The 26,237-nt window shown below is 35.9% G+C and carries 23 protein-coding genes and 1 other annotated feature; of the genes, 2 read left to right on the plus strand and 21 right to left on the minus strand.

Annotated features, from left to right (window positions below; all coding sequences use genetic code 11):
* Nucleotides 1–99: 99 nt before the first annotated feature.
* The 18 genes from AB2Q86_RS11595 to AB2Q86_RS11680 all read right to left on the minus strand — a co-directional run bounded on the left by AB2Q86_RS11595 (nucleotide 100) and on the right by AB2Q86_RS11680 (nucleotide 21,543).
* Nucleotides 100–3,555 carry a MucBP domain-containing protein gene (locus tag AB2Q86_RS11595; protein WP_012580900.1) on the minus strand — a complete coding sequence of 1,152 codons (3,456 nt, stop codon included), beginning with the start codon at nucleotides 3,553–3,555 and terminating at the stop codon, nucleotides 100–102.
* Between the two features lie 193 nt (nucleotides 3,556–3,748).
* A complete protein-coding gene (locus tag AB2Q86_RS11600; protein WP_012580899.1) occupies nucleotides 3,749–4,225 on the minus strand; it encodes a siphovirus Gp157 family protein in 477 nt (158 codons plus the stop codon).
* Nucleotides 4,226–4,285: 60 nt separating this feature from the next.
* A complete protein-coding gene (gene srtB, locus AB2Q86_RS11605) occupies nucleotides 4,286–5,026 on the minus strand; it encodes a class B sortase (RefSeq protein WP_012580898.1) in 741 nt (246 codons plus the stop codon).
* A 3-nt stretch (nucleotides 5,027–5,029) separates the two neighbouring features.
* Entirely contained in the window at nucleotides 5,030–5,809 is a 780-nt protein-coding gene (locus AB2Q86_RS11610) for an ABC transporter ATP-binding protein (RefSeq protein ID WP_012580897.1), read from the minus strand.
* Entirely contained in the window at nucleotides 5,790–6,779 is a 990-nt protein-coding gene (locus AB2Q86_RS11615; protein ID WP_012580896.1) for an iron ABC transporter permease, read from the minus strand. Before AB2Q86_RS11615 ends, AB2Q86_RS11610 begins: the two co-directional genes overlap by 20 nt.
* Nucleotides 6,769–7,641 (minus strand): heme ABC transporter substrate-binding protein IsdE, encoded by an 873-nt coding sequence (gene isdE, locus AB2Q86_RS11620; RefSeq protein WP_014589118.1) that lies wholly within the window; start codon nucleotides 7,639–7,641, stop codon nucleotides 6,769–6,771. Before isdE ends, AB2Q86_RS11615 begins: the two co-directional genes overlap by 11 nt.
* An 86-nt stretch (nucleotides 7,642–7,727) precedes the next feature.
* Entirely contained in the window at nucleotides 7,728–9,437 is a 1,710-nt protein-coding gene (hbp2, locus tag AB2Q86_RS11625) for a hemin/hemoglobin-binding protein Hbp2 (RefSeq protein WP_012580893.1), read from the minus strand.
* 12 nt (nucleotides 9,438–9,449) lie between these two features.
* Complete coding sequence (isdC, locus tag AB2Q86_RS11630; protein ID WP_012580892.1) at nucleotides 9,450–10,076, minus strand: heme uptake protein IsdC; 627 nt, start codon at nucleotides 10,074–10,076, stop codon at nucleotides 9,450–9,452.
* Nucleotides 10,077–10,286: 210 nt separating this feature from the next.
* Nucleotides 10,287–10,547 (minus strand): DUF3116 family protein, encoded by a 261-nt coding sequence (locus tag AB2Q86_RS11635; protein ID WP_003729592.1) that lies wholly within the window; start codon nucleotides 10,545–10,547, stop codon nucleotides 10,287–10,289.
* A 298-nt stretch (nucleotides 10,548–10,845) separates the two neighbouring features.
* Nucleotides 10,846–12,651 carry an oligoendopeptidase F gene (pepF, locus tag AB2Q86_RS11640; protein WP_012580891.1) on the minus strand — a complete coding sequence of 602 codons (1,806 nt, stop codon included), beginning with the start codon at nucleotides 12,649–12,651 and terminating at the stop codon, nucleotides 10,846–10,848.
* Nucleotides 12,652–12,723: 72 nt separating this feature from the next.
* Entirely contained in the window at nucleotides 12,724–13,839 is a 1,116-nt protein-coding gene (locus tag AB2Q86_RS11645; RefSeq protein ID WP_014598978.1) for a competence protein CoiA, read from the minus strand.
* Between the two features lie 126 nt (nucleotides 13,840–13,965).
* Entirely contained in the window at nucleotides 13,966–14,619 is a 654-nt protein-coding gene (mecA, locus tag AB2Q86_RS11650; protein WP_003722314.1) for an adaptor protein MecA, read from the minus strand.
* 231 nt (nucleotides 14,620–14,850) lie between these two features.
* A complete protein-coding gene (spxA, locus tag AB2Q86_RS11655) occupies nucleotides 14,851–15,246 on the minus strand; it encodes a transcriptional regulator SpxA (RefSeq protein ID WP_003720569.1) in 396 nt (131 codons plus the stop codon).
* Between the two features lie 319 nt (nucleotides 15,247–15,565).
* The gene (locus AB2Q86_RS11660; RefSeq protein ID WP_003729595.1) at nucleotides 15,566–16,534 is read right to left on the minus strand and encodes an ABC transporter ATP-binding protein; all 969 of its coding nucleotides are present in this window, start codon (nucleotides 16,532–16,534) and stop codon (nucleotides 15,566–15,568) included.
* The gene (locus AB2Q86_RS11665) at nucleotides 16,531–17,607 is read right to left on the minus strand and encodes an ABC transporter ATP-binding protein (RefSeq protein ID WP_003722316.1); all 1,077 of its coding nucleotides are present in this window, start codon (nucleotides 17,605–17,607) and stop codon (nucleotides 16,531–16,533) included. Before AB2Q86_RS11665 ends, AB2Q86_RS11660 begins: the two co-directional genes overlap by 4 nt.
* 17 nt (nucleotides 17,608–17,624) lie before the next feature.
* Nucleotides 17,625–18,659 (minus strand): oligopeptide ABC transporter permease, encoded by a 1,035-nt coding sequence (gene opp3C, locus AB2Q86_RS11670; protein ID WP_003729596.1) that lies wholly within the window; start codon nucleotides 18,657–18,659, stop codon nucleotides 17,625–17,627.
* The gene (opp3b, locus tag AB2Q86_RS11675) at nucleotides 18,659–19,588 is read right to left on the minus strand and encodes an oligopeptide ABC transporter permease (RefSeq protein WP_003729597.1); all 930 of its coding nucleotides are present in this window, start codon (nucleotides 19,586–19,588) and stop codon (nucleotides 18,659–18,661) included. Before opp3b ends, opp3C begins: the two co-directional genes overlap by 1 nt.
* Nucleotides 19,589–19,866: 278 nt before the next feature.
* Entirely contained in the window at nucleotides 19,867–21,543 is a 1,677-nt protein-coding gene (locus AB2Q86_RS11680) for a peptide ABC transporter substrate-binding protein (RefSeq protein WP_003729598.1), read from the minus strand.
* A 623-nt stretch (nucleotides 21,544–22,166) separates the two neighbouring features.
* On the opposite strand from AB2Q86_RS11680, the gene AB2Q86_RS11685 reads away from it, so the two are divergent.
* Entirely contained in the window at nucleotides 22,167–22,511 is a 345-nt protein-coding gene (locus AB2Q86_RS11685) for a DUF3899 domain-containing protein (RefSeq protein WP_012580888.1), read from the plus strand.
* Nucleotides 22,512–22,555: 44 nt separating this feature from the next.
* Nucleotides 22,556–22,781, plus strand: a binding site (T-box leader).
* Between the two features lie 64 nt (nucleotides 22,782–22,845).
* Nucleotides 22,846–23,841, plus strand: coding sequence for a tryptophan--tRNA ligase (trpS, locus tag AB2Q86_RS11690; protein WP_003722321.1), 996 nt, complete (start codon nucleotides 22,846–22,848; stop codon nucleotides 23,839–23,841).
* A 55-nt stretch (nucleotides 23,842–23,896) separates the two neighbouring features.
* Here the strand turns inward: trpS and AB2Q86_RS11695 are convergent, their stop codons facing one another.
* The 3 genes from AB2Q86_RS11695 to fabF form a co-directional block, all read right to left on the minus strand.
* Nucleotides 23,897–24,313, minus strand: coding sequence for an organic hydroperoxide resistance protein (locus tag AB2Q86_RS11695; protein WP_003722322.1), 417 nt, complete (start codon nucleotides 24,311–24,313; stop codon nucleotides 23,897–23,899).
* Complete coding sequence (locus AB2Q86_RS11700) at nucleotides 24,297–24,749, minus strand: MarR family winged helix-turn-helix transcriptional regulator (protein WP_003729600.1); 453 nt, start codon at nucleotides 24,747–24,749, stop codon at nucleotides 24,297–24,299. The genes AB2Q86_RS11695 and AB2Q86_RS11700 overlap by 17 nt, the downstream gene beginning before the upstream one ends.
* A gap of 121 nt (nucleotides 24,750–24,870) precedes the next feature.
* Entirely contained in the window at nucleotides 24,871–26,112 is a 1,242-nt protein-coding gene (gene fabF, locus AB2Q86_RS11705) for a beta-ketoacyl-ACP synthase II (protein WP_003729601.1), read from the minus strand.
* Nucleotides 26,113–26,237: the final 125 nt, after the last annotated feature.

Below are 26,237 nucleotides of genomic sequence, written 5' to 3' on the forward strand. Positions count from 1 at the left end.
CCAATAATGACTTTTTGCGAAATCTAAAGTAATATGTGTCTTTTTAATAAGCAAAATGAATTGGAAACACTTTAAACACCATTTAAAATACTTTTAATATCATCTTTTCTTTGCAAGCACAAAAGCACTTGAAAGTAAGAGCATTCCAAGGATAAACCATAAATTAGTTTTCTTAGAATCTCCCGTTTGTGGTAGTTTTTCCGATTTTTTCACATTTTCAGCTCTTTCATTAGAAGAAACTGATAAAGCGCTAGTTTTTTCATACACATAAGTTACTTTTTGTGAGGTGTTCGAAAATTTCCCCGATGCATTTTTAGGTGTTTGATACAATTTATATCCCGAGATTTTTTTTGCTGAAGTTCGATAACTTGAATTTAATTTTCCTGTTAAAACAATCGAATCAGCTATTTTTTCACCATTTTTATCAACATAATCGACAATGATGTTTCCGGCTGTCACTTTTTGATAAACAAAAGTAACTGTCTGTGCTTTTTCGTTAAATGTTCCACTTACATTCGCGGGTGTTTTTACAAGGGTGTAGTTAGTAATTTTTTTCTGTTTTGCAGTGAATTTTTCTCCGTAAGCTCCTGTTAGTGTTTCTGGGTTGGCAATTTGTTTATGGTTTTGATCAACATATTGCACCGTAACTGGCGCAACACTATCATCTAAAGCCACTCCTACTTGGGCCGGCTCAATTACTTGAGAATTATTTACAGCCACAGCAAAAGAATTCCATGCAGCTCGGTCTTCTTTTTTCGTTTGCTGATTTAAAAGTTCCTTATCTATTTGGTTTTTCTTTGGTGTTTTTAAATCAAATTGAATTTTCATGGATTTCCCAGGAATCCACTCAATACCTTCTTTTAGCTCCATTTTAAAAGAGTGAATTTGGGACCAATCTTGTACTTCTGATGCGGTTAGCCAATCTGCTTCTGTTGCTTCTCGGTTATCAACTAGAGGTTCTGAACCAGTTGGATAAATCGTGTGTTTATCGAGAACGCCCGCACGTTTAGGGTTTTTGGCAGTACTATATTTTACTTCAACCTTATCTTTCCATTCATTTGGAATGGCTACTGCTTTCGTTAGCTCCAAGTTGAATTTACTACCGCGTTCGCTGTTATCTGTAATTCCTAAATCTTTTTCACTTGGTAAAACATCCATTAATACCATATTGGCTATTTTTTCATCCGAATCATTTTCTAGTAATAATTGATATGATACGATGGAATTTGTTGTGGCATTTGCCAGTCCGCTGTATCCTTTATCGAGATTACCCTTAGCTTTTTTACTAATTTTCAAATGATTACTCGTATTTAAAATGTAATGGTTCCCCGATGTGATTCTAGACTCTTCCGAATTCCCATTTTGATTAATGTCATTTGAGTCAATTTCCATTTTTGTATCAGAAATGGTTGGAGTCCCAGTCACTTCTGGCACATTAAAATCTGTATCCTGCAAAAACCCAAACATTTCAACAGACATATTACTTGGTGTGTCTTTTGATACGGTCACATTAATTTTTGCTGTTAATTTTTCTGCTGGTAAAAGCGTCTTTTTGTCCCATTTGACTTTTAGTAATTGGCGTCCTGAATTTTGGTAATTACTATTTAACACGCTAACATTAAAGCCTTGTTGATCCGTTTTTTTCATTTTTACGCCAGAAGGTAAAAGAACCATCGCTTCAAAAGGACCTGTTAATCGTGAAATGGAAGCTTTATTGCTTTCTAAATTAACAGAAACTGAATTATCGCCAATGTTTATCAAATTTCCATCAGTATCATCAAATGCAACCGATCCTTGTACAAATTTATTTTTCCCAATTGGTTGCGGTATAATTTGAGCCGTCCGGTCTCCAGCATATTTCTGCCAATTTTCCGGCCAAGGATTTGTATCATCGAAATAATGGATATAACCTTGACTATCTGCGCCGTACATATTAATTTTCGTGGTATTTCTAACTTCTCCCACATAGCCTTCTTTGACTGTTGTAAAGAAAGATAAATCTGCGCTGTACATTCCAGCTGGTGCATACGTGAAATGAAGCCATACTTTACTCACATGTTTATCATCTGGAATTCCAAGATCTTTTCTCGAATACATTTTGCTCAGTTCTACATCTTCTTTTAACGTAGTCCAATCAGTATCACCATCATATTTTACGAGTAAATTATATTTAGGTGATTTTTTCAGCTGCGGCCAACCAGGATAATTAACATTTGGTTTAAAATAAAAATCGCCACTTCGGAAATAATCCAGATTTAAATTATCATCAATATTGTAGTAAACATCATAGTAGATGAAGTCATAGGAAGGTGAGTCATTCATTGCCGAATTTAGCATCAAACTAAAACCTAATTTCGCACTATCATATGCTTTTATATCTGGATTTCCAGTCGCAGTAGCAATTCCCCAATTTTCATCGACTGGTCCTCTGTGTGCTGGAGCATAAACACTCCCGATAGTCGGCGGAATTGTCGCTGGATCGCTTGCAGAAACTGAAACAGATGCTTTAGAAGTATCCATAATGCTGTCAGTTAAAGTAATAAAATTCGTTGTTGCAACCGCTTTGTTTTCTACAGTCGCAAAATTCGGTATGCTTGTTTGGAAGAACGTTCTAATTTGGAAAGTCTTATTAAGTAAACTAGTTGCTTTTTCTTGTTCCAAATATGTAGGTGCTGCAATTTCCCAAGTTAGTTTTTGTCCTTCGATTTTTGTTGGCTCCGGTGTATCCCCTGCTACTCCCAAATAATCCAGCTTGTCCGCTAACGTATATTCAATAATAATTTTCTTTCCTTCTTCAATAAAAAGGCTCCCTGTAGACTTTTTCGGTATATTTAGGTTGAAAGACCAAATACCAATATCTCCTTGGCTTGGATTATTATTGATACTATTTTCCACTTTCGTAAATTCATTTGACAAAGCTGTTGTGGCTGTTGCATTCACAGTTGTTTCAGCTTGCTCCGTTACTTTCTCCGATAAATTATCCGCGCTAAATTCCCCTGTTACTTCTAATTTTGTTCCATTTGGCGTATAACCATTTTTCGTAGACAGCTTGAGGATGACTTTATCAACTACTCCACTATTTAGCGTTTGATATTTATACACAAGCTGACGAGTTGTCTGGTTATAACTAGGTGTTACTCCGGCAATCTTAAGTTCATTTAGTGCTTGAGTGAATTCCCCATTTTCCGGTAAATTGATTACCAATTTAGCATTTTTATAACTTGTGTTTGGTCCAGTGATTTTTAAGTAGATGTTATAATTCACTGTCTGTCCAGACTCAATCACATCTTTTTGAGAATTAATGCTAAAGTCTCCAGAATAATTCCCAGTTGGAAATGATTTTGTGCTTATTGGTTCATTTACTGTCGTTTGTTCCAAAGGCTCTGTTGTAGTTTCATTTGAAGTCGTTTCCTTCGTATTCTTTTCTTCCGTAGCTGTTTCTCCTACATTCGTTTCAACCCCTTCTTTGTCCTCTGCCCAAACAGAAAACGGAAGAAGTGACACGATAAGTAAAGTACAAATTAATATAATTACTAATTTTTTCAAACGATTCACATCCGCTCCTCCTTTGTTTACTCAAGATTAATTATTTCATAGGAGGAAACCGTGAAATGTTCTCACGATACAAAAAAAAGGACAGTTTGTTACAAAAATGTGAACTATCTTACGTTTCTTATTATATAAATGGTTATTATTAACAAAAACAACCGAAATCATTAAAATTTTTAACGATTTCGGTTGTTTTTATTTATCTTATTCGAATTGATTCACTCTCTACCAATCTAGCTCCCTTAACTTCTTCACCGGATTTCAGTATTTCTGCAATACGCTTTTTATCAATTTTAGGTTCTTGCAGTAAAAAGAATGCTTGTAATAACGAGTCATCCACTATTTCCACACTCACCGGATTCTTCTGAATTTGAATTGTGAAAAGTGTACTATTTATTTTTCTGATTTCCATTCGTTCCATTTCAGTTTGTAAATAGGTTTTTAATTTCTGCACATTATTTTCTAACGCTTGTTTCCGTTTTAAAAGTCGTTTTGCTTCAGTACCCGCCATTTCCGCATCGGCTGCGAGTGACTTTATTATTTTAGCAATATTTTCTGCTTTATCGTGAAAACCATCTGTAATAGCATCTAACGTGTCCATAACAGCCTCGGTTTTATTTTCTTCTAAAAGTTCTTGCAACCGTAAATAATTATCGGTTAGTTCATATAATTTCATCGTTCGCACCCTTTCCAACAAGAAAAAAGCCCAAAAGCAGCTATGTCTTTTGGTGCTTCCTCATTTTGCTACTAGTTTCCCTTGAATAACCATGCGTCCTTTTTCATAATCTTTTTCTGTATCACAAGTCGAAAGTGTAATAATTCGGTCTTTCCCGCTTACTTCTACATTTGATTTATAAATAGATTGCCCTTTCACCTTTTGTAAATAATTATCAAAATCGTTCGCTCCCGGAAATTCTGTTTCAATATAATAAAAATCCGTCGTAGTTTCATACACCGCAAAAATTTCTACTTTGTAATTTGCCAAGCCCGATTCATAGGAAAAAGTCGGATGTTTCTCCCAAAAATCTTTGTCCAAGTATTTACGCAAATCCGCAAACATCGAGCCATCTTTCATATTATGTCCATAAATAATCGTATTTTTATCCAAAAACTCATTCGTATTCCGATAATCCTTAAAAATACTCCCTGCGCGCGCCTTTTCATTTTTATAATTGTGATGTAAATAGTAGTCATTATCCGTACTTTGCAAAATTGGATAATCTATTTCAGTATCCGCTATCGTTAACCACCCGGCCATATCTTTATTTAACTTTCGCAAAGCTTTAAGTTCATCGTGTACTTCGCCGTTCACATTAGTCGTAGCCACGTCTTTCGTATAAACAGCCTTCGCATCATCCAGTAATGTCTGGTTATGCTTATTTTCATACAATTCCATCCCGATTTCCCAGCCTGAAAAAAGAAAAATTCCTAACACAACCAACGTCAAACTTTTCCCCAAAAACGATTTTATTTTCACTTTCTAAAACTCCTTTCGCCTTTGAGGAACAATGTATTTCCCTGTTTCCGCATCGCTCAAAACCTCCGCAACCACACCATAAGTTTCAGCAATTAGTTCCGTCGTTAATAATTCTCCTGGTTCTCCTTTTGCAACAACTTCCCCATTCTTCATCACAATCAGATGGTCGCTATAAGTCAGCGCTTGGTTTAAATCATGCAAAATCATTACAATCGTCAAGTTTTCTTCTTGATTTAACCGTTTCACCAATTCTAAAATTTCTAGTTGAAAATACATGTCCAAAAATGTTGTTGGTTCATCTAAAAGCAAAACTGGCGTATCCTGAACCAATGCTGTTGCTATAAAAACACGTTGCCGTTCTCCACCAGAAAGACTATCGACAAATTTCTCCGCTTTTTCAGTTAGCTCTGTTTGCACTAAAGCTCGCTCAACAGCCAAATCGTCCTCCTTTGTCCGCGTCATTCGCCAATTCTTATATGGAAGCCTACCGAAATAGAGCAATTCCTTCACCGGTAACTCATTCGGAAGCACATTATTTTGATGAACAATCGCTACATTTTGCGCAAATTCTTTTGCTTTCCACTCAAAAATCGATTTTCCTTCTAGTAAAACATCACCAGAATCAGGCGAAAGGAGTCTAGCCAAAATTTCTAACAAAGTAGATTTACCACTACCATTTGGCCCAACAATTGTATTGATTTTATTTTTCTGGATCGTAAATGAGACATTTTTTAAGGTAGAATCTGTTCCATTATAACTAAAATTAACGTCCCTTACTTCCATAAAAATCACCCTTTCGCATTAAAAAGATTAAGAATGGACCACCAATAATAAGCATAATCACAGATGCTGGGATTTCCATTTGCTGAAATAACGTTCTGCCTAGTGTATCCGCGAAAAGTAACAATAATGCCCCAAATAATATTGAAAACGGCACAAGTATTTGATAATTTCCGCCAACTAGTTTTCTGGCAATATGTGGTACAAGTAGACCAACAAACGCGATAACCCCAACTACCGCCGTGGTAATTGACGCAAGGAGAACAGCAATCAATGCCAACCAAATACGTGTCTTATTTACCGGCACACCAAAGCCTCTAGCCATCTTATTCTCAAGCCCCAACACATTGCACCATTTAGCAAGTAAAAGCGCGCAAATCAGCCCAATCATTACATATATCAATAAAGTTTCCACGTCGGACCATTTTTTCATTGCCAAACTTGCAGCACTACTGGCCGACTGACTAGAAACAAGCGCCACTTGCGAAGATAACGCATCACTCAGCCCTGTAAAAACCGCATTAATCGCAATCCCAATAATAATAAAACGAAGCGGATTAAAATCAGAACGATAACTAAACAAAAAGACTAGAAAACAAGCCAGTGCTCCCCCAATAAAAGAAAAAAGTGGCAACCAAAAATATAATTCCGGTAAAAATAAAATAATCACAAAACTAAAAAATTTCGCACCCGCAGAAATCCCAATCACCCCAGCATCAGCAAGCGGATTCCGCATCACAGCTTGAAGTAACAACCCTGAAACCGATAGCGCCGCACCAGCTAGCAGGGCAATAATAATCCGCGGAAATCGCAAATCAATCACGACATCCACCATCTCATTTCCGCCACTAAAAACTCCACTCAAAAAAGCTGGAATCGACATCGACAAACTTCCCGCCTGAACTGCCCACAAAATGGTCCCAATCAACAATACCAAAACCGCACCAAAAGAACTTTTTTGCTTAATTGTCATAAAGCATCTTTTCCATTTCCTGTAGTGCTTCTGGTGCATTCAAACTCGCTGTCATACCAAATAAATTTTCGTCCAGATCATACACCCGGTTATTTTTCACCGCATCAAAATGCTTCCAGATATCATTTGTTTTAAATTCCTCGTCAAACATCTTAACCACTTCAGCAGGCATACCATGAGCTGCACGCAAAATAATATCAGGATTAGCACTTTGTAAGTATTCTGTATTAGAAGCTAAATATTCTACTTTTTGGTCCTTAATGACATTTTCTCCACCAGCAAGTTTGACCAAATCACCAATATACGCATGTTCCGTTACAACCAAGTAGCTGCCCGGAACCCCCATCAGAATAAGAACAGTTGGCTTTTTCTTTTTCGCCACGCTCGACTTCACCTTATCAATCTCATTCGTTAAATCACCATTTAATTTAGCTGCTTCTTCTTTTCGATCAAATTCTGCTCCAAGTTTTTTAATTTCTGTTTGCATCGAGGCAATACTCGTAAAGTCTAGAAAGTCCGCTTTTAAATCGGCCCCTTCAAACCCAGCCTTTAAGTCCGCTTCTAGCGTTTTCGTTGAAAGGACCATGTCTGGCTTCAACATCCGAATAATTTCCAAATCAGGCCCCATAGGCGACCCAGTTTCCTTTACATCTGCATAACGCTCCGGAAGTTTTTTAGAACTAGTCGGAATTCCAACAAGAGACAAATCAAGTTTATCCATAATTTCCGTAATCGCTACCGTAGTCGCCACAATTTTTGGCTCCTTCTCCGATTTTTGTTCAGGCTTTTGAGCCGCCTCTTCCTTGCCGCAGCCAACTAAAAAAAGCAATAACACTAAAGATATGACAGCCAATTTCCTCATTACTAATTCCCCCATTTATAAAATAAAATCGGTAAAGCGAGTTAAGCAAAGGAAACCCCCAACCTAACTCGCTTTTAGTCGTTTTATTAACTCAATCTTTTACGTTTTAATCGATAAGCTAAATAAAGGAAAGAAGCTCCAAATAACGTAACGTACCATGCCATACTTGATGAATCATTCGTTTTCGCATTTTTTTCTGTACTGCTTGCCGTTTTTTGAACAGAATTTGTGTCATCAAAATCAGGTTTTGCCAATTTTGGCCCAGCATTATTGTTATTCGCTACATTACCAGTATTTAAAATATCCTTTTTCACCGGTTCTTTTAACGTTACATCTTTCCCGGTAATATCTTTAATTGTTGCTGCATTAAGTTTTACTTGAACCGTATACTCATGGTCGTAAGAGAAGCCTGGCATATCTTCAATTAAAACATGTGTTTTCACATCTGTATTAGCCGTGCCATCTTTCACAGGATACTTGACGGTTCTCGTATTTTTGTTGATATCTCCGGAAACAACTTCCATATCTTTCCAAACACCATTTGCTTTATACTGGAAAGTTTTAATCCAACTACTATTTGTTAAAGTTAAATAAACATAAGGTTGGTTATTTTCTACTTTGATTAAAGCCGGCTTCATCACATAGCTTTCCATCATAGAAGTTTCCGTTGTTCCGTCTTTAAATACATCAAAATCAATGGAGTACGTATGGTTATTCAGTAAATTTTTAGGATCAACTACTGCCGGTTTACTTGGTGTTGTTGGCGGCGTAGTCACTGGTGGATTTGTTGTACCTGGATCTGGTTTTGTTACTGGTGGTTTTGTTTCCCCTGGATCTACTACAGGAGGCGTCTCATCACTACCAGGGTACGAACTAGCCGCAGTTGCTTTCGTTGTATCAAACACATAACGGAAGTCTGCTTGTCCTTTGTATACAGAACCATTGAACGGCGCTTCATAATTAACATGAGCCGCAAGTGGTTGATTTAAATCTTCCACTTCAAATTCCACAATACGCGTGTTTGCATCTTTATCTTCAGAAACTACTTTGACATCTTGCAAAGCTCCAGCAAGATTCGTTTTTAAAGCTGTTACTGTTTTATTATCATTTACTGTCATTGCAACAGTTTTCTTTCCATTTTTCACTTTCAGCCAAGCAGGATTATTAAAATAATTTTGCATGCTTGAGTTGCTATCATCATTTGCTTTTTTCGCTACAAAAGGAATCGTGTAAATTCCATCCGAAAGAGTCACAGGTGTTGTAACAGCCGGTTCTGAAATAACTTTGAAAGTACTTGGATCAATGGTTAAATCCACTTGATACCAGTGATCATAACTAATTGCATCTACTTTAATATGCATATAAGAGAAAATAACATCATCTAAAGAACTAAGCTTGAATTTCTCTACACGCGTATCTTTCGCTGCGTCTGTGCTCACTGTTTGAACATCTTCATAACGATCTTGATAAACATCCGCTTGTGCTGGCTTTTCTGGACGAGCCCCATTTTTTGAAACCGCCATTGTTTGCCACCAAGTACTATTTGTAATTGTTAAGTACATATAAGGTTGACCATTTTCCACTTTAATCGTTGCTGTATGGTCAATATATTTATCTGCCTCTGAAGATTCTTTCGTTGTTTTCCCTGTATTATCTTTATAAAAATTCACTTGAACTTGGTATTCCCCGCCATCTTTCAGACGAGAATCAGCCGCACTAGCAAAACCAGGTATCAATTGAAAAATAAGTGTCAAAGCCAAGAAAGCTACTAAACCTTTTTTCCATAATTTCTTCATCATAATCCCCCTTTATTTAAAAATCGCACGTCTTTTAAGTAAAACTAACCCTGTCCCTGCTGCAACAAAAATAATTCCATATAAAAACATTTGGCTAGAATCACTAGACTTCGGATTTGCTACTTTATTACTTGAGTCACTTTTTGTCGCTGGTGTTGCTGTATTGTTGTTATCAGAAGACTTTACCGCTCCAGCTAATGCTTTAGCAGAACCTTCATCAAAACGTAACTTGATTTGATACTCATGATGATAATTTAAACCGTCATCATCAATATCTACTTTGATTTTTGCATTAACAGGACTACTTAACGTCGAAACTGGAAACGACACTTTTCGAGTATCATTCGCTGTATTTTTCGAAGTCACGCTAACCGCACTACCTTCGACCCATAAACCAGTAATCCACTTACTATGGTTCACTTGCAAGCTAACAGTAGATTTACCTCCATTTACAGTTACCGTTGCAGGTTTATCAAAATAGTCATTCGCCATAGATACGGAATCACTATCCCCTTGTAGTACCGTATAATCAACCGAATAGGTGCCATCCTTAAGAGCAGCTTGTGCCGTTAATCCCGTAGAAAGAAACGAAAAACTGAATAAGGCAATAAAAGCAGCCAAAACTAAAATTCTCTTCATACTTAAATCTCCCTTCTTTAATAAAAACTACTATTTATAAAAAACCCCCACTAACAAAAGTGGAGTAAAAGTTTATGTAAAAGGATACGTTAATTATCATTTTAATTGATAATGATTATCATTGTCAACAACAGATTGTTTTTTCACAAATTAAAAACGCAAAAAAACCATGAATAGCAACATCTATCCATGGTTAATAATTATTTCCTTTTACTCTTCTATTTGAGAAAAGCGATCATATAGTAATTCCCCTTTTAAAGTTAACGTGTATCGTTTTTCTGCAATATTATTATTTCTTGTTAAAAAGCCATTCTCTTCCAACCAATAAAGCGTTAGTAGCACTTCATTTTTTGTATAGTCCCGCAGATTTCCAAAATCAATCACTTCAAGTGACATATCATTAATCTTCGTATCTACACTTCTCGCAAAAAGGAGTACTTCTCGTAGTAATTTTTCATCTTCAAATTCCATCTTTAATCCTCCTTTAATTCTGAGTTAGTATCTTAATAACGTAAAAAGCCGTAGCAAAATGCCACGGCTTCTTACAGCGCAATCAAAAGGAGAAATTCACACAATCAAATAAAGGGGGTATTTGTTTGTGATTTATTTCACGGTTATAATATACCATATAAACGCTTATAATTCAATAGTTCACATACCTATTTTTATTTGTCTATTCTATGAATATTGGCATCACTTAAACATACGAAAAAAAAGACTCGCAGCCATTATCGCTACGATGTCTTTTTTTAGCAAATTTCACAATGTATTATTTAACTAATTTTTCTAGTTCGTCTAATCTTTGTTCAAATACTTTTAGTGCATCATCCACCGGATTAGGAGTTGCCATATCAACTCCTGCTTTTTTCAACACATCGATAGGGTAATCCGAACTTCCCGCTTTCAAGAAATCAATATAGGCAGTTACCGCTTCTTGGCCTTCTGTTAAAATCTTCGCACTTAATGCAGATGCTGCAGAAAAACCAGTCGCATATTGGAACACATAATAATTCATATAAAAATGCGGAATACGAGACCATTCATAACCAATTTCAGCATCATAAACCATCGCTTCTCCGTAATATTTCTTATTAATATCAAAATATGTTTCTGTTAAGAAATCCGCAGTCAGCGCCACACCTTGTTGATCGGCTTGATGAATTGCATGCTCAAATTCAGCAAATTGCGTTTGGCGGAATACAGTCCCTTTGAATCCATCCAAATAGTGATTCAACAAATAAGCACGTACCTTAGGATCCTCATATTTCTTAAGCAGATAATCAGTCAACAGATTTTCATTGGTCGTAGAAGCAACTTCTGCCAAGAAAATCGAATAATCGCCGTAAACAAAAGGTTGATTTTTTCTTGTATAATAACTATGCACACTATGCCCTAATTCGTGCGCAAGTGTATAAACATTATTAATATTATCTTGCCAATTGAGTAAAATATAAGGATTCGTACTATATGAACCAGATGAATAGGCTCCACTACGTTTCCCTTTATTCTCCATAACATCAATCCAACGACTATCAAATGCTTCTTTTAAAATTGCTTGATATTCATCACCAAGCGGTTTAAGCGCTTCAAGCACAAGTTCTTTCGCTTCTTCATAAGTAAACTCCAAATTAACATCATCAGAAAGTGGCGTATAAAGATCATACATATGCAATTCCTCTAAGCCAAGTAATTCTTTACGCAACTTCACATAACGATGAAGCAAATCTGCATTCGCATTTACTGATTTTAGCAACGAATCATATACTGTTTCAGGAATATGGTTCCCAGAAAGAGCCGCTTCACGAGCTGACGTGTAGCCACGAGTAGAGGCATAAAAATTAGACTTCTTCACTTGTCCATTTAAAGTAGATGCTAAGGTGTTTTTTAGGCCTTCATACACAGAATACACACCAAGAAACGCTTCACGACGAACACGTGGATCATTGCTTTCCAACAATTTCCCGAAACGACCATGAGTAATTTCGATATCTTCCCCGTTCTCATCTTTAATAGTTGGGAACTTCATATCTGCATTATTCAAGGTATTAAAAGTATTAGACGAACTTCCAAGCACTTCACCTGCGTTAGCTAGTAAAGCCTCCTCCTTCTCACTTAAAATATACGGTCGGCTTAAATTTAATTCTTCTAGTAAATGCGCATATAATTGTAAATCTTTGTTCTCATTCAAAAATTGTTTTAAAACACTTTCGTCCATAGCTAAAATTTCCGGATCATAATAAGACAGTGCAGACATTAGCTTTGTAACTAGGCTTCCTGCGCGACTATGTAAACCTTGATATTTCGCATTAGCTGTATCTTGGTCCATTTTCAAATGCGCATATACATATAAGTTACTAATTAAATCATATGCATTATCTCGAAATTGAAGTGCTTCATATAGTGTCTGGCTGCTTTCCGATAAACGCCCTTTAAATTGCTCGCTTTCTTCTGTGATTTTTTGCAAATCTGTAAAGGCTTGTTCCCAAGCTTCATCATTTGGATAAATCGTAGTTAAATCCCAAGTTAGATTTTCTGGTACTTCTTCTCTTAAAGGTAATGCATTTGTTTTACTCAATATTAAAACCCCCAACCATAGTCATTTTGTTTTTATTATGAGCCAAAATAACTAAAAAAGCAAAACAGATGATTATATATGTGCTGCTCGAGTATTAGTAAAAGTCATTTTCCGTTTCACTCGATATCGATTATCTGGTATGGTAGATAACACCCCTTCACCGATCAAATAAGAAAGATATGATTTCCCTAACTTCAAGCTTTCATTTGGAGAAAGCCAGATAGTTAAAATTTGGGTTACAACTGATTGAAAACTCTCAAAAAAGCAGCATTCGCTAAAAGTATCCCCTTTCTCCAAACCTTTAAAAAACTTTTCCCACAAATCAAATTGCCATTCAACAGCAGGTGTGATAACTAAAAATTGTTCTTCTAAATCCACCCCTATCTCTTTCGGTAAATAGTGCAAATAATAACCGGCATTAAATAATTTTTGCATAAATTGTCCATGTTTTTTAAATTTAGCATAATAAAAACAAATTTTTTGTCTTTCGAGTTCTCTATCTCGTTTTACGTAGGCATGACGTGTAATAATTCTAGCTAACTTCTTCTTCCATTCACTAAAAGGTACCTTCATAGAAAACTTCATTTCACTTGCGAAAAAACGATTTCCTTTTTCAAATGTTAGATGATAATAGAGTGTGCAAATCTCTCGCTCAGCAGAATAGTGCCAAAAATGATAACCCAATTTCTTGTCAGATTGAATAAAAGCTTGTTGGAATGTAGAAAGACAGATGCGACCTTTCTCTTTCCTTATTACTTGACCTAGTATCCAGTGCACCTCTAAGCCAATCGATAAGTAGTCCATTGTACGTTGAATCATTTCACTAATTGAAATAGAAGAACGTTGAAATTCAATTACTGCCTTCCCATTCACAAAAATATCTGCTTGTCGATTTATATCTGGAAAATAACTTTCCACTTCCACAGGAATACTTTGATAGCAATACCAGGCCATAATTTGTTTTTTAGCTGCTAAATGTTCCTCGCTCTCCCCTTCAGAAGCAAATGCACACTTCGTAGTCTTCTCATGAGCAAAATGCGGTATTTTGATTTGACCGGCTTTTATCATTACCGGGCTTGCACACGACTTACAAAATAATTTCTCTTCTTGCTTGATTCGCTCCACATTCATCTTAGTAATAGTAAAAGTTTCTCCAATGTTATTTCTGGCTGTAAAAATAATTATCACTCTCCTATTAGCTCTTTAATATTATTATTCGCCAAGAAACAACTAAATTCCTTTCTTATTTTTAAAATCACAAAAAAAGACCCATTTGGCTCTTTTTCAGCACAAACGGGTCTTTAAAATACTATTTTAGAAGTGTTTTCTAATTTGCTTTAATGCAGGAACGTCAAAGATTACTTTTCCGTACTCAGCTAGCATATAACCAGTTAAATTTGACTCTAAACCGTATTCAAGCAAAATACTAACGGCATTGTCAATGTTAGATTCATCATACTTATTTTCAGGAAATTCTACATTCAAATAATACTTTCCTTGATACGAGTAAAGCTTAGTTACTAAATTTTCTAGTCCTGTTGCTCGTGAAAGCGAGATAGCATCTTCAAAATCACGGAACTCTAAAATAAACTCTAGCGTATCATCTTCTCCAAGTGCTTCTTTCTTCACTGGATTGAAGTTTTCTTCGAGTAGTTTTTCGATTTTTTCTTCTGCAAGCTCATCTGGAGAGCTAAGCGTGACATCAAATCCGTCTTCGCCTTTTCCACCAATTGTGGCTTTTGTTACAAATACTTCTAAGCCATGTTTTAAGGCTTGCACTTGTATCCAGAGCGGACCTTCCGGAGAGAACTCTTCTTCATATTTCAGCTCATCCATCATATCCCAGAAAAGCTCTTCACTTTTCTCGCGATCATACCAAACATCTTCTTGGTTAAAACCTCGCTCTTCCAAATCCAGATAAGAGATATAAAACTTGATTGTATCTTCATTAATTCGTTCAATTTCCATCGTCACACGCTCCCTTCCTTCTTAGTCATTGACAATGAAGGGTAAAACTTAATTGGTTAAATTCATTGTAGCTCATATTAGGAAATAGTACCACCATTTTTCCTTCGATTTGCTTGGTGGAATCTTATCTTAGCTGAAAAGTGGAAAAAATTCAAGAACATTTACTTAAACTACAAAAAAAGCGCCAAGAATCCAATTGAATGGAATCCTTGGCAACCACTTTTATCAATCTTAGTTAACCATTTTTTGCGCTTCACGTAGTTGATACGTACGTACACGGCGCGGTAAGAAACGGCGAATTTCATCTTCATTGTACCCAACTTGCAAACGTTTTTCATCAATAATGATAGGACGTCTTAATAAGCCAGGATTTTTCTGGATTAATTCAAATAGTTGTTGCAAAGGAAGGCTATCTAAATCCACGTTCAATTTTTGGAACGTTTTTGAACGAGTGGAAATAATTTCATCTGTACCATCCTCAGTCATACGAAGAATTTCTTTAATTTCATCCAAACTAAGTGGCTCAGAAAAAATGTTTCTTTCCTTATAAGGGATATCATGTTCTTCCAACCATGCACGAGCTTTTCGGCAAGATGTGCAACTAGGTGAAGTGTATAACGTTACCATTAGACATTCACACTCCTTATCGGGTATTGTTTCATTCATATAACGAAATTCTAGCAATATCTCTATTTGGAAAATTCATTAAAGAACTTACACTTCATTATACACTAATTTTGTGAAATTCCATATACTATTTTTTAAATTTTTCTTTCCAAATATGTAAAACCATTGTTAGCAAGCCGTTATGTATATGATACCCCTACTATAACTTGTTTAAACTAAAATCACATGAAAAAAACAGCTTTTTTATGAGAATTTCATGAGAATTTTAATTTTGTAAAAAAAACATCAATCAAATTTTACTCTGATTGATGTTTTCCTATTATTTCGCAGCAGCTTCAGCAGTTAGCTTAGCATGCTTTTCTTTATACATAACTTCTTCTTCTTCTGAACAATAAACAAAATGTCCAGGAGCAATTTCGCGCATTTTAATTTCATCGCCATCTTTATAATTATGAGATGTTGGATCATAAGTTTTACGTACACGAGTACGCTCATAATTTGGATCTGGCAAAGGAATAGCGGATAAAAGTGATTCTGTATAAGGGTGTAGCGGCGCATGATACAAATCATTGGCTGGCGCTAACTCTACTAATTTACCGAAGTACATTACGCCAATACGATCACTAATGTATTTAACCATTGATAAATCGTGGGCAATGAATAGGTAAGTTAGATTTTTTTCTTTTTGCAATTGACGTAATAAGTTTACTACTTGCGCTTGGATAGATACATCTAGCGCGGAAATAGGCTCATCGGCAATAATAAATTCTGGTTGAACAGCTAGCGCACGAGCGATACCAATACGTTGACGTTGACCACCGGAAAACTCATGTGGGTAACGACCAGCATGCTCTTTACTTAATCCAACTGTTTCTAACAAATCGTATACTTGTCTATTTGTTTCTTCAGGTGTTTTAGCTAGACCATGAATACGAATACCTTCTGCAATGATATCTTTAACTTTCATACGCGGATTTAAAGACGCATATGGATCTTGGAAAATCATTTGCATTTTACGACGGAATTCAAGCATTTCTTTACGGCTTTTACGTGCATGCACATTTTTACCATTATAGATAACTTCCCCGCCAGTAGCATCGTATAAACGAATGATAGTACGTCCAGTTGTAGATTTACCACAACCAGATTCTCCTACTAAACCAAGTGTTTCACCTTTATAAATATCAAAAGAAATATCATCAACCGCGCGTACTTCACTTGCAGTACCTTTGTTGAAGTATTGTTTTAGATTATGAATCTCTAATAATTTTTCTCTTTGTTCAGTCATTCTACTTCTACCCCTTTCGCATGGACAGCTTGCATGCCAGGATGAAGTTCCGCAAACTGCTCTTGGCGACGTAATACAGCATCAGGTGGCGTTACTTCTGGCGCATCAGGATGAAGCAACCATGTAGCCGCATAATGTGTATCAGACACCTTAAATAGTGGTGGCTCTTCTTCAAGGTCAATTTGCATTGCGTATTTATTACGCGCAGCAAATGCGTCCCCTTTTGGAGGATGAAGTAAATCAGGTGGCGTACCAGGAATAACAAATAATTCTTCATCATCTGTATCCAAAGTAGGCATAGAGCTAATTAGTCCCCATGTATAAGGATGTTGTGGATTATAGAAAATTTCATCAACTGTTCCGATTTCAACAATTTTACCACCGTACATAACAGCTACACGGTCTGCAACATTTGCTACAACACCAAGGTCATGGGTAATAAAGATAATCGACGTATCAATTTTTTTCTGTAAGTCCTTCATTAAATCTAAAATTTGCGCTTGGATAGTTACATCTAGCGCTGTTGTTGGCTCATCTGCAATAAGAATTTGTGGGTTACATGCAAGTGAAATCGCAATAACAACCCGTTGACGCATCCCACCAGAAAATTGGTGAGGATATTGTTTAATTCTTTCTTCTGCATTGGCAATACCAACTAATTGAAGTAAACGAAGCGCTGTTTTATGTGCTTCATGTTTACTGATTTTTTGGTGCTTAATAAGTGGTTCAGAAATTTGTTTACCAATTGTCATCGTAGGATTTAATGATGTCATTGGATCTTGGAAAATCATAGCTATATCTTTCCCACGAATTTTTTGCATTTGTTTTTCGTGAGCTTTAGCGATATCCATTCCGTTAAATAAAATTTGGCCACTTTTAATTTCTGAGTTACCTTCTGGAAGTAAACGCATAATCGATTTTGTCGTTACTGATTTACCAGAACCAGATTCGCCAACAATCGCTAAGGTTTCCCCTTTATATAAGTCAAAATTAACTCCACGAATCGCCTTTACTTCACCGGCATATGTGTGGAATGAAATATTTAAATCTTTAACTTCTAATAGCTTTTCCATTTTTCCTCACCTCTCTTTTAATCGCGCATTTTAGGATCGAAGGCATCACGCAAGCCATCTGCAATTAAGTTAAATGCAATCATGATGATACAAAGTACAATACATGGATACAGAATCATATACGGTAATACTTGTAATGTTTTATATCCATCATTTACCAAGACACCAAGAGACGCTGCTGGCGCTGGAAGACCAAGCCCAATAAAGCTTAAGAAGGCTTCAAAGAAAATCGCACTAGGAATACTAAACATGATGTTAATGATAATAACACCTGAAATATTCGGGATTAAATGTTTAGTTAAAATTTTTGGTGTGGATTCACCCAGTGTCATAGAGGCCATAACAAATTCTTGGTTTTTAAGTTTTAATACCTGTCCTCTGACTACCCGAGCCATCGTTATCCAACTGGTCATTGCTATAGCGATAATAATAGAAACCATACCTGAATCTAATACTAACATCATAAGAATAACAACTACTAAATTGGGAATTGCACCAATTACTTCCAATATACGTTGCATAAAGTTATCTACACGACCTCCAGCATAACCAGAAATCAAACCGTAAGCAACACCTATAACAAGGTCACAAAGCGCTGCTACAACAGCAATAATTAGAGATACACGTGTACCAGCCCAAATACGAGCAAATTGGTCACGTCCAAGCGTATCACTACCTAACCAGTAGTAAGTACCCTCTTTAATATTATTTTGTTTATAAATATCAACGTCTTCTCCACCAATAGATTGATGACCATTCCAGAAAGGCATATTTTCAAAACCTTGAACTTTTGGAGGAAGACTCGCATTTTCAGTGATTTGTCGGTTAATATCATGTTTTGGTCCTAGATTTTGTGATAAATAAGGCCCAACAATTGCCATGATAATAACAAGGGCTAATACAATTAGAGAAACTAAAGCCGCTTTATTTTTACGAATACGAAGCCAAGAATCTTGCATAAATGTTAAACTTGGACGATTAATTTTCTCTGCTTCCGCATCCAGAATGTGCGCTGGCTGAAATCTTTCTTTTGCAATTTTATGTTCTGCCATTATTTTCTACCTCCAGACACACGGATTCGAGGATCAATTAATCCGTAAAGAATATCTACTACCAAGATAACAAATACAAGCATAGCAGCAAATAGAAGAGTAGTTCCCATAATAACTGGATAGTCATTTGTTTGAATAGAAGAAACGAATTGACTACCGATACCAGGAATACTATAAATATTTTCAATAACAAGGGAACCAGTCATCAGTGCAACCGATAATGGCCCTAAAACTGTAATTAAAGGAATAAGTGCATTACGAATCGCATGTTTAACTGCTACTTCCGTTCTACTATTCCCTTTCGCTTTGGCAAGTAGAACATAATCAGATGCAAATACATCAATTAACTCTGTTCTCATGAAACGAGCTGCTGTTGCAAGCGGGAACATCGCAAGTGCGAATGCTGGCAGGATAGTATCTGCAAACGTACCCCAACCTGCTACTGGGAAAATTTGAAGTTTTGCTCCAAGCCAGTATTGTAAAACAGTCGCAAATACGAAAGATGGAACTGACTTACCTAATATTGCTATAAATGTACTCGTATAATCCGGCCACTTGTTTTGATACATGGCCGCTACTACCCCAAGTAAGATACCAAATATAATACCAAAAACCATTGCCTCAAGCGCTAATTGGACAGATGGGCCAATAAGTGCACCTAAAATCTCAGACACTGGTCTATTATCAAGTTGGAAGGAAACACCTAAGTCACCTTTTACCAAACCTGTCATATAATTAAAGTATTGGACTGGAATTGAATCATTTAGTCCATATTTTTCATTCATCATGTGAATTTGTTCGTCAGATAGTTTCTCCTGATTACGGTAAGGCGTACCAGGTAAGAATTTCATAAGAACAAACGTAACCGAAGCAATGATGAATAACGTTATAAGCATATATAATACTCTTTTTAACGTATATTTAACCATCTATCTCTACACCTCCCAGTTTTAATTAATATATAAAAAAAGTTATTCCTAACCAAATTCGCAAGTTTAGTGAGCCTTTTTCTACATTTCTAAACTTTTATTGCATTAGTGCAAATTAGTTAGGAAAAAAACTTCATTTTTCGAATGTTAGGTTTCTAGAAGACTAGAAAAGGATACTTTAATTTTTAATTATAACACATGAAAATCATCAGCAAAAGGAGAGAGCATATCGAAATATACTCTCTCTTTCCGTCAAGCATTTCTTAAAGACTAATATTTTATTTAGTCAAGTATGTTTCTTTGTAAGTGTAATCTGGACCAAATGGATTTTTTTGCAAGTTTTTAATGTAGTCTTTTTGTAGGTATGCAGTAGAACGTTGATAAAGTGGTTGAATAGCTACATCATCCGTAAGAAGGATTTTTTCTGCTTTAACCATTTCATCCCAACGTTTTTGATCGTCAGCTGCATAAGTTACAGAAGCATCATTTAAAATCTTGTCGTAGTCTTTGTTAGAATAACTCATTCTGTTTTGTGCACCATCAGTTACGAATAGATCTAAGAAAGTGGATGGATCTTGATAGTCAGGACCCCAGCCGCTCATAGAGAAATCGTAATCTTGGTTTTGGTCATTTTGTAAACGAACTTTAAATGGTACGTTTTTAAGTTTAACTGTAAGACCGTCTAAGTTCTTTTGTAGTTGGTCTTGAATGAATTCAGAAGATTTTCTCGCATTTTCAGTGTCATCACTAGTGAATTCAACTGTAATTTCGGAAACTCCTAGTTCTTTCAATCCAGCTTTCCATGCTTTTTGAGCTTCTTTTACATCATACTCTAAATGTTTACCAGATTCTTTTGTATAATCTTCTTTGTTACCTGGGTCAAAAGTGAAACCTTCTGGTACAAGGTTGTTTGCAGGTTTAGATCCGTTTTTAAGAACTGTATCAGTGTACGATTGTTTGTCAATCGCAAGAGCTATAGCTTTACGGATGTTTTTGTTAGCAAATACTGTATCTTTGCCAGCACGTTTTTGGTTAAATTTAATGTAGAAAGTAGAAGAATCATTCACTGTTACATAGTCTTTATTGTTTTTGTTTTGAGCAGCATAGTCTGCACTCAATACAGTACGGTCAACTTTGTCAGTGTTGTATAAGTTAAGTCCAGTACCGGAGTCTTGAACAACTTGTACGTTGATTTGTTTCAACTTAACTTTATCTTTATCCCAATATTTATCGTTTTTTACGTAAGTCCATTTTTTGTTTGTTCCAGTCCAGTCTTTCAACTCGAAAGGTCCATTGAATAACATGTTGTCACTATTTTGTGCATATTTTTCGCCTTTTTCCGTAACGAATTTTTCGTTAAGTGGGAAGAAAGTCGGGAATGCGAATAGTGAGTTAATGTAAGCAGTTGGTTTAGATAGAGTAACTTCTAAAGTATAATCATCTACTGCTTTAATTCCTAATTCTTCAGGTTTTTTCTTGCCAGCTACGATATCTCCACCGTTTTTGATTGCATCAAATAGGTAAGAATATGTTGCAGCAGTATTAGGGTCAACTGCACGACGCCATGAGTAAACATAGTCATTTGCAGTTACAGGGTCTCCGTTTGACCATTTTGCATCTTCACGAAGTTTGATTGTATAAACTGTTTTGTCATCGCTAATTTTTGGCTCTTCAGCAGCACCGGCAATGGCAGGAATACCATCTTTGTCAAGCGCATATAGACCTTCGTTTGTTTGGTTTACAACGTTCAAACCAACTTGGTCATCCGCTTTTGTGCTGTCTGCAGAAGGAATTAGTGCGCTTTCTGTCAAGTTAAGTACTTGCTCTCCTGAAGCTTTTCCTGAATCTGAGCCTTTTTTGTCGGACTTGGAATCTGATCCGCCTCCGCATGCTACCAAGACTAAGCTTAGTAATAGTGTTAATCCAAGTGTAAGAAATAATTTAGATTTTTTCACTAAGTAGACCTCCCTTTTTTATTTTTCTGAAAAATTGTTTCGATACCTATTATACTCTAAGAATTCTGGCTTTGTAAATTATTTTTACAAGATAAATAAAAACAAGGATGAAAGATACAAGTTATTAAAATATTAAGGCAAAATTGAAATTGCGTGAAAACTCTGAACAGAAAGTGTTACGCAATCCTCTATTTTGCAATAAATCGAATTAATTATGTATACTTTGCTAAACCTTTTGATTAAGTTTTCAGAAAACATAACCATTTAAATTGATAAATTTACGATGAACTTTGCCAATTAAGTTATAACTGGAAGAAGTTATCTTTTTTGTATAAGAGAAAATATCGAACCCCTTTAAAATTTAAAGGATTATTATATTTATATACTTTTTTTGGGCTGTTGTCTAGATAAAAATATCAAAAATTTAATTAAATTTTGTAATAAATTCGAAAAACGTTGATATAAAGCGATTTTTCTGTTAATAATCTGTAAAGACAGTTGGAAGGTTATTTTACTAAAAACGGACAAATTTCTAACATTAAATGATAGCTTCCTTCTATCATATAGTCTTTCTATCCAAATTGTGATAGAGTGAATTATGAATTTTAATTAGAGGTGAAGAAATGTTTTTACGAATTACTATTTATACACTTATTCAAGAAGCAATTATTTTTGGGATTTTACTTTTCGGCAAAAATAACGGTGTTAGTTTAAGCAACTACGTGGATGTTTCTTTTATGGTAGCACTTATTACGCTGTTAAGTGGATTGTTTGTTTATATTATGAGAAGCGGATTTTTAGACCGGGTTCATAATGGGTTCCGAAATATTTCTCGTAAAATTAAACGAGAAGAAGAAAATGAGTTCTCAGATATGTTGTTATCTGAATTAGTCGGTCTTCAATACGCTGGTATTTTGTTTAGTTCCCTACTTATTATGCTATCTAGTATTGTATGTATGTTTTTGTGATTGACAAGCCGTTTTGTAAACTGATAGAATAAAAGTAATATAACTGATGCGTTAATAGGAAGATTAGTACATTTTGTTGCTTTATAATAGAGAGTCTGTGGTTGGTGGAAACAGATAAAGCGCAAAGTCGAATGGACTTCTAAGGACTGTTTGTGAAAGCGAGTAGCGAACAGCGGCTAAAGACCGTTACTTCTTTAATAGAAACTTTCTATTGCTAAGAGCCTTTTTAGGTACTTAGGGTGGCACCGCGGATAACCGTTCGTCCCTAACATTTATATGTTGGGATGGACGGTTTTTTATTTTCGCAATCAGTGAAAAAATTGGAGGAATAATCATGAAAAAAGTAATATTTTCCGGAATTCAACCTAGTGGACAATTAACTTTAGGAAATTATATTGGGGCTTTAAAACAGTTTGGGCAGTTTCAAGATGAATATGAATGTTTTTATTGTATCGTTGACGAACATGCTATTACGGTTCCACAAGATAGATTAAAACTTCGCGAGCAAACAAGAAGTTTAGCAGCTCTTTATTTAGCAGTTGGACTGGATCCTGAAAAATCCACTCTATTTATTCAATCTGAAGTGGCAGCACATGCGCAAGCGGCATGGATTTTACAATGTAACGTCTATATTGGTGAATTAGAACGTATGACACAATTTAAAGACAAATCAGCTGGTAAAGCAGGAGTCAGTGCCGGGTTATTAACTTATCCGCCTTTAATGGCTGCTGATATTTTACTTTATCAAACAGATTTAGTTCCAGTTGGTGAGGATCAAAAACAACATATCGAATTAACTCGTGACTTAGCTGAACGATTTAATAAAAAACATGCAGATATTTTCACGATGCCAGAAGTATTCATTCCTAAACAAGGTGCACGAGTAATGTCCTTACAAGATCCAACGAAAAAAATGAGTAAATCTGATGCCAATTTGAAAAATGCTATCTTTTTACTTGATCCACCAGCAACTATTAGAAAAAAAATCAAAAGCGCTGTGACCGATTCTAGTGGTATTATTGAATATAATAAAGAAGAAAAGCCCGGCGTATCTAACTTGCTAACTATCTATTCGGTTATTACCGGCGAAACAATTGCTAGTATAGAAGAAAAATATGTTGGAAAAGGCTATGGTGATTTCAAAACAGATTTAGCTGAATTAGTTGTTTCTGAACTTGAGCCAATTCAAGAAAGATACTATGCTTATCTCAAATCTGAGGAGCTGGACACTATATTAGATGCAGGAGCAGAAAAAGCCGCTCGTGTTGCTAATAAAACATTGAAAAAAATGGAAAACGGCGTTGGACTTGGACGCAAACGTAGAAAATAATATAGAAAAAGCCGATAACTTAATCAATCTAAGTTATCGGCTTTTTATTTAATTATTAACCTACTTTAATTTCTACATCGATGTTACCGCGAGTTGCTTTAGAATACGGGCAAACTTCATGGGCTTTTTTAAGTAGTGCTTCTGTTTTTTCTTTATCTTGACCTTCGATAGTTCCTTCTAAAACGACACCAATTTTAAATCCGTTGTCTTCTGGGTCACTATATAAGCTGACAGTCGCTGTTACTGTACTTTTTGCTTCAATTCCAGCTTTTCCTAGAACTAATTCTAATGCGCTATTGAAACAAGCTCCGTAACCAGCAGCAAATAGTTGTTCTGGATTTGTTCCGCCACCGCCGTCTCCACCAAGCTCTGTTGGTGCAGAGATATCAAAGTAAAATACGTTATCTGGTGAATGAACTTCACCACTTCTTCCACCTGTGTTAATGACTGTTGTTTCATACAATTTTTTCATTTTCTATTCCTCCTAATTGTTTTGTTAATGCCTGTATTTTAGTAAGTAATTGTCTGTAGTCTAATTCTGCAAAATCGAGTAATTGAAGGCAGTTGTCCACGCTTTTTAATACGTCAGGTTGTATTTTTATTGCTTTTTCTGTTAGGCGAATATAGACGCGTCGCTCGTCTTCCGGATGACGGCTTCGTGTGACATATCCTAAATGCTCCATTCTTTTTAGCATTGGTGTTAAAGTTCCACTGTCTAAAGCCAACCTTTTCCCTAGCTCTGATACGGTTTGCTCTTCACCTTCCCAAAGAACAAGTAAAGCAATATATTGTGGATAGGTTAATTGAAAGGGCTCTAAAGCTTCACGATAAAGTTTTGTAAATTGTTTGGATGCATTATAAACAGAAAAACACAGTTGCTCTTCTAATATGCGTGTATTCGTGTCCAACATGTTCTCCTCCTTTTAAGTTGTGTGCAATTTAATTTTAAACAATCATAATAAAGAAAGCTAGTTTTTTGCTCAAAAAAAGCCTTACCTCTGAAAACGAGGTAAGGCTTTTGATTAAATTTTAGTCTTCCATTTTTTTAAATACTAAAGTAGCATTGTGGCCACCAAAGCCAAAAGAGTTAGAAATGGCTACATTTACGTTTGCTTCGCGCGCTTCATTTGGAACATAATCCAAATCGCACACTTCATCTTGGTTTTTCAAATGAATGGTTGGTGCAATAATACTATCGCGAATACTTAGAAGCGCAAAAATAGCTTCAATCCCGCCAGATGCACCTAAAGTATGTCCAGTCATTGATTTAGTAGAACTAATTGCTAATTTTTTCGCATGGTCTCCGAAGACCGTTTTAATAGCTTGTGTTTCGTATTCATCGTTATATGGTGTACTTGTACCATGTGCATTAATGTAGTCTACTTTATCAGGAGTAAGTCCTGCATCATCAATCGCCATCTTCATTGCACGAGCGGCACCTTCACCATTTGGAGCTGGAGCAGTAATGTGGTAAGCATCTCCTGTTGCGCCGTAGCCAACGATTTCAGCGTAAATTTTTGCTCCACGTGCTTTTGCATGTTCGTATTCTTCTAAAATAACAATCCCTGCGCCTTCACCGATAATAAAACCATCACGGTCTTTATCAAATGGACGACATGCAGTTTCTGGATCTGGATTTAATGACAAAGCTTTATTGGCAGTAAATCCTGCAAGTGACATTTTAGTAATTGGTGCTTCTGCTCCACCAGTTATCATTGCATCTGCATCGCCACGTTCAATAACTTTAAATGCATCACCGATAGAGTTCGTCGCTGTTGCACAGGCTGTAACTGTTGTAGAATTAATGCCTTTAGCTCCAAAACGAATAGAAACTTGGCCTGAACCCATATCCGGAATCATCATAGGTACGAAAAACGGACTAACTCGGCGATGTCCACGGTTTAAGAAAATTTCATATTGTGTTTCGAAAGTTTCCATTCCGCCAATTCCTGAACCGATCCAAACACCAACGCGGTTTGCATTGGAATCATCAATAACTAAACCAGAATCTTGTACCGCCATTTCAGCACTTGCAATTGCATAATGCGTAAAACGGTCCATTTTACGAGCTTCTTTTTTCTCTAGATATTTTTCTACATCAAAATCTTTTAATTCTGCTGCAATTTTAACCGGAAAATCATCCGGATTAAGTCTTGTCATTTTTGCAACACCATTAACACCCTTTTTTGCGTTTTCCCAAGAAGTTTCCGCATCGTTTCCAATTGGTGTAACAGCTCCAATACCAGTAACAACTACTCTTCTTTTATCCATTTACTCATCTCCTTATTTTGCAATTCATAAAAAACAACTTCTGTCTAATGACAGCAGCTAGTATAAAGTTAAGGCTTTATTTAAAATTAATAATAGTGCACAAACAAATAAACCAAAAGCCTGCT

Origin of the sequence: Listeria monocytogenes (genome assembly GCF_041765605.1) — a bacterium.
Taxonomy (GTDB): Bacteria; Bacillota; Bacilli; order Lactobacillales; family Listeriaceae; genus Listeria; species Listeria monocytogenes_D.

Bases quoted from the DNA above. Each gene is read 5' to 3' on its own strand.
- AB2Q86_RS11600 (WP_012580899.1), bottom strand. From the start codon at position 4,225: ATGAAATTATATGAACTAACCGATAATTATTTACGGTTGCAAGAACTT.
- AB2Q86_RS11610 (WP_012580897.1), bottom strand. From the start codon at position 5,809: ATGGAAGTAAGGGACGTTAATTTTAGTTATAATGGAACAGATTCTACC.
- AB2Q86_RS11615 (WP_012580896.1), bottom strand. From the start codon at position 6,779: ATGACAATTAAGCAAAAAAGTTCTTTTGGTGCGGTTTTGGTATTGTTG.
- isdE (WP_014589118.1), bottom strand. From the start codon at position 7,641: ATGAGGAAATTGGCTGTCATATCTTTAGTGTTATTGCTTTTTTTAGTT.
- hbp2 (WP_012580893.1), bottom strand. From the start codon at position 9,437: ATGAAGAAATTATGGAAAAAAGGTTTAGTAGCTTTCTTGGCTTTGACA.
- isdC (WP_012580892.1), bottom strand. From the start codon at position 10,076: ATGAAGAGAATTTTAGTTTTGGCTGCTTTTATTGCCTTATTCAGTTTT.
- AB2Q86_RS11635 (WP_003729592.1), bottom strand. From the start codon at position 10,547: ATGGAATTTGAAGATGAAAAATTACTACGAGAAGTACTCCTTTTTGCG.
- mecA (WP_003722314.1), bottom strand. From the start codon at position 14,619: ATGGAAATTGAACGAATTAATGAAGATACAATCAAGTTTTATATCTCT.
- spxA (WP_003720569.1), bottom strand. From the start codon at position 15,246: ATGGTAACGTTATACACTTCACCTAGTTGCACATCTTGCCGAAAAGCT.
- AB2Q86_RS11660 (WP_003729595.1), bottom strand. From the start codon at position 16,534: ATGACTGAACAAAGAGAAAAATTATTAGAGATTCATAATCTAAAACAA.
- AB2Q86_RS11665 (WP_003722316.1), bottom strand. From the start codon at position 17,607: ATGGAAAAGCTATTAGAAGTTAAAGATTTAAATATTTCATTCCACACA.
- opp3C (WP_003729596.1), bottom strand. From the start codon at position 18,659: ATGGCAGAACATAAAATTGCAAAAGAAAGATTTCAGCCAGCGCACATT.
- opp3b (WP_003729597.1), bottom strand. From the start codon at position 19,588: ATGGTTAAATATACGTTAAAAAGAGTATTATATATGCTTATAACGTTA.
- AB2Q86_RS11685 (WP_012580888.1), top strand. From the start codon at position 22,167: ATGTTTTTACGAATTACTATTTATACACTTATTCAAGAAGCAATTATT.
- trpS (WP_003722321.1), top strand. From the start codon at position 22,846: ATGAAAAAAGTAATATTTTCCGGAATTCAACCTAGTGGACAATTAACT.
- AB2Q86_RS11695 (WP_003722322.1), bottom strand. From the start codon at position 24,313: ATGAAAAAATTGTATGAAACAACAGTCATTAACACAGGTGGAAGAAGT.
- fabF (WP_003729601.1), bottom strand. From the start codon at position 26,112: ATGGATAAAAGAAGAGTAGTTGTTACTGGTATTGGAGCTGTTACACCA.